Raw genomic sequence first — 6,009 nt, 5'->3', positions numbered from 1 at the left:
ACATGATGTCGAGGCCGAATGCCGGCAGCTGGCGGATGTGCTGTCGCGGCCGCGCGGGCCTTGGTTCGTGGTTTCCAACGAAGTCGGGCTCGGCATCGTGCCCGACAATGCACTGGCGCGCCGTTTCCGCGATGCTGCCGGACGGCTCAACCAGCAGGTCGCGGCGGTGGCCGACAATGTGCTGATGATGGTGGCGGGGCTGCCGCTCAAGGTGAAATGACATGGTCGAAGACAAGATGATTAACGAGGGGGACGCCGAGCGCCATCGCGCCAAGACGGCCAAGCGCAAGGCGGTGCAGGATGCCGAGGTTGCCGGCAAGACGATCGAGAAAGGACTGCTGATCGTCAACACCGGGCCGGGCAAGGGCAAGACCACTGCCGCCTTCGGCCTGGCGCTGAGGATGCTGGGTTACGGCAAGCGCGTCGGCGTGGTCCAGTTCATCAAGGGCAAGTGGCACACCGGCGAGAAGGACGCCTTCGCGGCCTTTGGCGACCGCGTCGTCTGGCATGCGATGGGCGAAGGGTTCACCTGGGAGACGCAGGATTTGAAGCGCGACATCGCCGCCGCCGAAGCCGCCTGGGCCAAGGCGCTCGAACTCATGGCCGACCCGTCGATCAGCCTCGTGGTGCTCGACGAGCTCAACATCGCGCTACGCTACGATTATCTCGACCTGGAAAAGGTGGTCGTGGCCCTGAAGGCGCGTCGGGGCGATCTGCATGTCATCGTCACCGGCCGCAACGCCAAGCCGCTGCTCGTCGAGGCGGCCGATCTCGTCACCGAAATGGGGCTGACCAAGCACCATTTCTCGGCGGGCGTCAAAGCGCAGCAGGGGATCGAGTTCTAAGGTGTGCTGGCGCCTTGGCCGCTGATCGAAATGCTCAGGTAGATCACGATCGCCGACAGCACCGCGAACAGGCCAAGCAGCAGCCAGTCGGCGACACGATAGAGCTTCAGCGCCTGGCGGATGTCGGTGCTCTCGGCCTCGCGGCGGCCGCCTTCGCCCATGAAGGCGTCCTCGACGACCTCGCCGCCATAGCTGCGCGGACCGGCGAGTGACAGCCCCAGCGCGCCGGCCATCGCCGCCTCCGGCCAGCCGGCATTGGGCGAGCGGTGTTTCCTGGCATCGCGCCGCATGACTTGCCAGGCGCTACGGGGATCCGCGCCCGGGACAAGGAAGGCCGCCAGCACGATGAGCAGGCCGGTCAACCGCGATGCAGGCAGGTTGATCAGATCGTCGAAGCGGGCGGCCGCACGGCCGAAGGCTTCGTGTTTCGGCGTGCGGTGGCCGATCATCGAATCGGCGGTGTTGGCGGCCTTGTAGGCAGCGCCGCCAGCGAGACCACCGACGCCGGTCCAGAAGGCGGGCGCGACGATGCCGTCGGAGAAATTCTCGGCCAGGCTTTCGATCGCGGCACGGGCGACGCCTGCCTTGTCCAACTTTTCAGGATCGCGGCCGACAATACGGGAAACGGCGATGCGGCCAAGCGTCAGGCCGCCGGTCTCCAGCGCATCCGCGACCTCCTCGACATGCTCGGCGAGGCTTTTCTGCGACAGCAGCGCGGAACCGAGGACGGCTGCAATGACCAGACCCGTCGGGAAGATCAGCCAGAGCAGGACATGCAGCGCAAAGCCGATGAGGCCAGGCACCAGCAAGATAATGAGCAACGCCCGCACACCCTGGCGGCGACGGATTTCGTCGGAATCTGTGGCGCGGTTGAGCCGGCGATCGAGAAAGGATATCAGCCTGCCGATCCAGGTGACCGGATGGCCGATGGCGTTGAACAGCCAGTCCGGATAGCCGAGGACCCGTTCGACGGCGAGTGACAGGAAAGCGATCAGGATAGACATGAAGCTTCTAAGCGGCGCGATCGCGGCGGTTGATCATGGCGGCAGCCTCGGCCGGGCAAGCGCGCTTTTTCCTCATGCGCCACAACCTTTCGTGGACCTCTCGACAGGTATCAACCCGCACTCCTATCCGCTTTTCGAATTGCCCGCCACCGCCCTGACCCGATTGCCGGAGGCAGGACAACTGCGCGAATTGGCCGAAATTGCGGCTGCGGCCTACGGCGCGCCATCTGCGGCGCATGTGGCGGCGGCGCCCGGCACGCAAATTCTGCTGCCGCGCGTGGCTTCGCTGGTACGGCCCGGCAAGGTGCTGGTGCTCGGCCCGACCTATGCCGAACACGCCCGCGCCGCAGCTATTGCCGGCCATGCGGTCGCGGAAGTCAGCGACTTCGATGCGCTGGCCGAGGCGGACCTCGCGGTGCTGGTCAATCCTAACAATCCGGACGGGCGAGTGATCGAAAAGCCGCGCCTGCTTGACCTCGCGGCGCTGCTTCACGCCAAGGGTGGGCTGCTCGTCGTCGACGAGGCCTTCATGGATGTCGGCCCGGTCGAGCATAGCCTGGCCGGCAATGTCGGGGAGGGCGGCATTGTCGTGCTGCGCTCGTTCGGCAAGTTTTTTGGCCTGGCGGGTGTTCGGCTTGGCTTCGCGCTGACGGATGCGCTGACGGCCGAGCGGCTGGATGCGCAACTGGGGCCTTGGGCCGTGGCCGGTCCGGCGCTCGAATATGGCATCCGCGCCTTGTCGGATGCGGCATGGCAGGCCGATATGCGGCAACGCCTGGCACAGGATGCCGGTCGCCTCGACATCCTGCTTGGCCGATTCGACGTTCCGGTCTCCGGCGGTACCTCGCTTTTCCGCTATCTGTCTTTCGCGGGTGCACCGGGCCTGTTTTCGGCACTCGGCGAGCAGGGCGTGCTGGTCCGCCATTTCGCCGAGCGTCCCGGGGTCCTGCGCATCGGCTTGCCGGGCAGCGAACCAGAATGGCAGCGCCTTGAAAGCGCCCTTGCCGCCTGGGCCGCACGGCGTAAGGATGCGCCGAAGGAGTCCGGACAATGATCCATGTCTGTTCGCTGTCGAAGGTCGACGAGACCGTGGCAAGGACCGGCGCGCAGCGCTTGCTGTCACTGCTTGCCGCGGGCACGGAAGTGGCGCGCCCGGCTTCGATCCTGGCGGAAAACCATCTGCATCTCGTCATGCACGACATCGCCGTGGCGCAGGAAGGCATGACGATGCCGGGCGAGGAGCATGTGCGGGCCTTGCTGGATTTCGCCTATCGCTGGGATCGCGTGAGGCCGCTGGTCGTGCACTGTTATGCCGGCGTCAGCCGCTCGACTGCTTCGGCCTATATCATCGCGGCGGCTCTGGCGCCGCAGCGTGACGAGATGGAACTCGCGAAGGCGCTGCGCTTCCTGTCGCCGACAGCGACGCCCAATCCACGGCTAATCGCGGTTGCCGACATGCTGCTTCAGCGGGACGGCCGCATGATCGCGGCGATCGAGGCGATCGGGCGCGGCGCGGATGCTTTCGAAGGGATACCCTTCGAGCTCCCTATCGAGGGGTAGAAGAGCGACCCGCTAGGACAGCCATTCTGAAAGCTTTGCCTTACGGACGTCTTTCACCAGATTGATGAACCCGTCTGCCTGATGCTCGGCGGTGAGCCGACCCTTCTCGGCGGTGGCGATCGAGGCATCGCCGACCACGCCGTTGGGGTTGAGGTCGCTGGCGATCCAGGCGAAGGCATGCGTTCCGGTGTGGCGCAGCAGGGCGAATTCCTGTTCGGCGCGGGCGACATTGGAGACGAAATTGTCGGCCTTGCTCATGTCGACGAGGTCGGGCCGGAAGTGCAGCATCAGCGAGGTCTCGACATCGCCGCCATGGATGCCGTGACGGTCTTCGAGCTCGGTATACATGCCGGCCGGGCGGCCGAAGCGCTGCCAGCTCGTCTTCACCGACAGCATCTTGGCGCGCACACGCAATTCGCGCGAGATGATGCCCATGATCTCTTCATTGCCGCCATGCGAATTGACGATGATCAGCTTTCTCACCCCGGCGCGCGCGATCGACAGCCCAAGCTCGGTCCAGGCGTCGGCCAAGGTCGTGGCGGGCAGAGTGAGCGTTCCCGGCGCATGCAGGTGCTCGTTCGACTTGCCGACCGCCTGCACCGGCAGGATGCGGATGTCGAGATCGTCGGGCAGCCGCGCGATCACCGTCTCCAGCATGCCCATCATGATCGAGGTGTCGGTCGAGACCGGAAGGTGAGGGCCATGCTGCTCGATCGCCGCCACCGCCAGCACGGCAATCGTCGCCTCGGCGTCGATCGAGGCGTATTCGGTCGTCCGGTAATCGCCCCACCACACACGTCTTTTGGCCACTTTAGTCTCCGATTGCTCTCCGTCCGCACCGGTCGGTGTAATGCGCTTATTGGCTACGGGCAACGCTATCCTGCCGCCAAAACCTCCACCTCGACCTTGAATTCCGGGCGGGCGAAGCCGGAGACGATCATCAGCGTAGAGGCCGGCGCCGGATCGGAAAAGAGCCGGTTGCGGACATCCATATAGGGCTGCAGGTGGGCACGATCGGTGACGAAGGCGTTGATGCGCACAATGTCGTTCAAGGTGAGCCCGGCTTCGCTGAGGATCGCGGCTATGTTCTTGAAGCAAAGCTCCGTCTGGGCCCCCGCATCCTCCGGTACGGCATCGTCCGGGCTGATGCCCAGCTGTCCGGAGCACAGCACCAGGCGTTTTCCGGCGGGGATTTCAACGCCGTGGCTGTAGCGGGCGAAGGGCGGCTTGATGGCCTTGGGGGCGAGGTATTTCAGCATGGCATTCTCCTGTGCGCCCGCAGACTAAGGCTCGATTCATGAAACCTTCAAGATGCGGTGCATGCCTCCCGGGCGATTATGGACAGGCGTCCAAAAAATAGGCACGATGCCTCGCGTACGGCATGACCCGTCCGGTCTCGGCAATGACTGTCGCACAAGCAGGCGGCCCAGGCGGTGGCATGTGTCTTGCTTCTTGAATCAATGGTGTCGAGCTCAGCGCGTTGCGCGCCCGGGCCAAGAGAGGGTGAGTTTATGATCGGAAATGGGAAGATCCTGGCGGGGTCGATCGCCTTGCTGGTGGCGGGCACGCTGGCTGCTGCCGCGAACGAGAAGGTAACGTTCGGCACCAACTGGCTGGCCGAGCCGGAGCATGGCGGCTACTATCAGGCCGTTGCCGACGGCACCTACGCCGCCTGCGGCCTCGATGTCACCATCATGCAGGGCGGCCCGCAGGTCAGCGGTCGGCCGATGCTGCTTGCCGGCAAGATCGATTTCTACATGGGCGGCAATCTGCTGTCGGCCTTCGACGCTGTGCAGCAGGGCATCCCGATGCGCGTCGTCGCCGCCGATTTCCAGAAAGACCCACAGGTCCTCATGTCCCAGCCGGGGCAGGGGCTGGACAAGTGGGAAGACCTCAAGAACGCCGACCAGTACATCCTCGGCGACGAGGGCGCGCAGACCTTCTTCCAGTGGATGGTGACCGAGCTCGGTTTCGATGCAGCGAAGCGCGTGCCCTACACCTTCAACCCGGCGCCCTTCATCGCCAACAAGAAGTCGATCCAGCAGGGCTATGTCACGTCCGAGCCCTTTGCGGTGCAGAAGGCGGGCGGCTTCGTGCCGAACCAGTTCCTGCTCGCCGATTATGGCTGGGAAACCTATGCGACCACGGTCGAGGTTATGCAGGACACGATCGACAAGCGGCCGGAGGTCGTGCAGTGCTTCGTCGATGGCTCGGCCAAGGGTTGGTACAACTATCTCTACGGCGACAACAAAGCCGCCAACGACATGATCAAGAAGGACAATCCGGACATGACGGATGAGCAGATCGCCTTCTCGATCGAGCAGCTGAAGAAGTTCGGCGTCGTCGATTCGGGCGATTCGGAAAAGCTCGGCATCGGCGCCATGACCGACGCGCGCATCCAGAGTTTTTACGACAAGATGGTCAAGGCCAAGGTCGCGCAGCCGGGCATCGACATCAAGAAGGCCTACACGCTGGCTTTCATCAACAAGGGCGTTGGGCTGGAGCTGAAGAAGTAAGGCGGCCTGCCTGAGATGATCCAGGAGAAAGTGGCTGAGACGCCGACGGCATCGGGCGAGGCCCCGATGCTGCTTTCGTTGCGC

At 64.4% G+C, this 6,009-nt stretch carries 8 protein-coding genes; 5 read left to right on the top strand and 3 right to left on the bottom strand.

Annotated elements, in window-relative coordinates; genetic code table 11:
* Positions 1-220 (top strand): bifunctional adenosylcobinamide kinase/adenosylcobinamide-phosphate guanylyltransferase (locus tag EOA27_RS18230; protein WP_189562055.1); only part of this gene is annotated, 220 nt, incomplete at its 5' end.
* Between the two features lies 1 nt (position 221).
* Positions 222-845 (top strand): cob(I)yrinic acid a,c-diamide adenosyltransferase, encoded by a 624-nt coding sequence (cobO, locus tag EOA27_RS18225; RefSeq protein WP_189343106.1) that lies wholly within the window; start codon positions 222-224, stop codon positions 843-845.
* On the opposite strand, the gene cbiB is transcribed toward cobO, so the two are convergent.
* A complete protein-coding gene (gene cbiB / locus EOA27_RS18220; RefSeq protein WP_126082136.1) occupies positions 842-1,849 on the bottom strand; it encodes an adenosylcobinamide-phosphate synthase CbiB in 1,008 nt (335 codons plus the stop codon). The genes cobO and cbiB overlap by 4 nt on opposite strands.
* On the opposite strand from cbiB, the gene cobD reads away from it, so the two are divergent.
* Together cobD and EOA27_RS18210 are read left to right on the top strand one after the other, a co-directional pair.
* Positions 1,848-2,903, top strand: a complete 1,056-nt coding sequence (gene cobD, locus EOA27_RS18215; RefSeq protein WP_126082137.1) for a threonine-phosphate decarboxylase CobD — start codon at positions 1,848-1,850, stop codon at positions 2,901-2,903. The two genes, cbiB and cobD, sit on opposite strands and share 2 nt — an antisense overlap.
* Entirely contained in the window at positions 2,900-3,409 is a 510-nt protein-coding gene (locus EOA27_RS18210) for a tyrosine phosphatase family protein (protein WP_126082138.1), read from the top strand. The genes cobD and EOA27_RS18210 overlap by 4 nt, the downstream gene beginning before the upstream one ends.
* Positions 3,410-3,421: 12 nt before the next feature.
* Here the strand turns inward: EOA27_RS18210 and EOA27_RS18205 are convergent, their stop codons facing one another.
* Positions 3,422-4,219, bottom strand: coding sequence for a creatininase family protein (locus EOA27_RS18205; protein WP_126082139.1), 798 nt, complete (start codon positions 4,217-4,219; stop codon positions 3,422-3,424).
* Positions 4,220-4,284: 65 nt separating this feature from the next.
* Positions 4,285-4,668, bottom strand: coding sequence for a RidA family protein (locus EOA27_RS18200; RefSeq protein WP_126082140.1), 384 nt, complete (start codon positions 4,666-4,668; stop codon positions 4,285-4,287).
* Positions 4,669-4,920: 252 nt separating this feature from the next.
* Here EOA27_RS18200 and EOA27_RS18195 point away from each other — a divergent pair, with 252 nt between their 5' ends.
* Positions 4,921-5,925, top strand: coding sequence for an ABC transporter substrate-binding protein (locus tag EOA27_RS18195; RefSeq protein ID WP_126082141.1), 1,005 nt, complete (start codon positions 4,921-4,923; stop codon positions 5,923-5,925).
* Positions 5,926-6,009 lie beyond the last annotated feature (84 nt).

Origin of the sequence: Mesorhizobium sp. M2A.F.Ca.ET.037.01.1.1, from assembly GCF_003998075.1 — a bacterium.
Taxonomy (GTDB): Bacteria; Pseudomonadota; Alphaproteobacteria; order Rhizobiales; family Rhizobiaceae; genus Mesorhizobium.
This window is presented reverse-complemented; position numbering and strand designations above follow the sequence as displayed.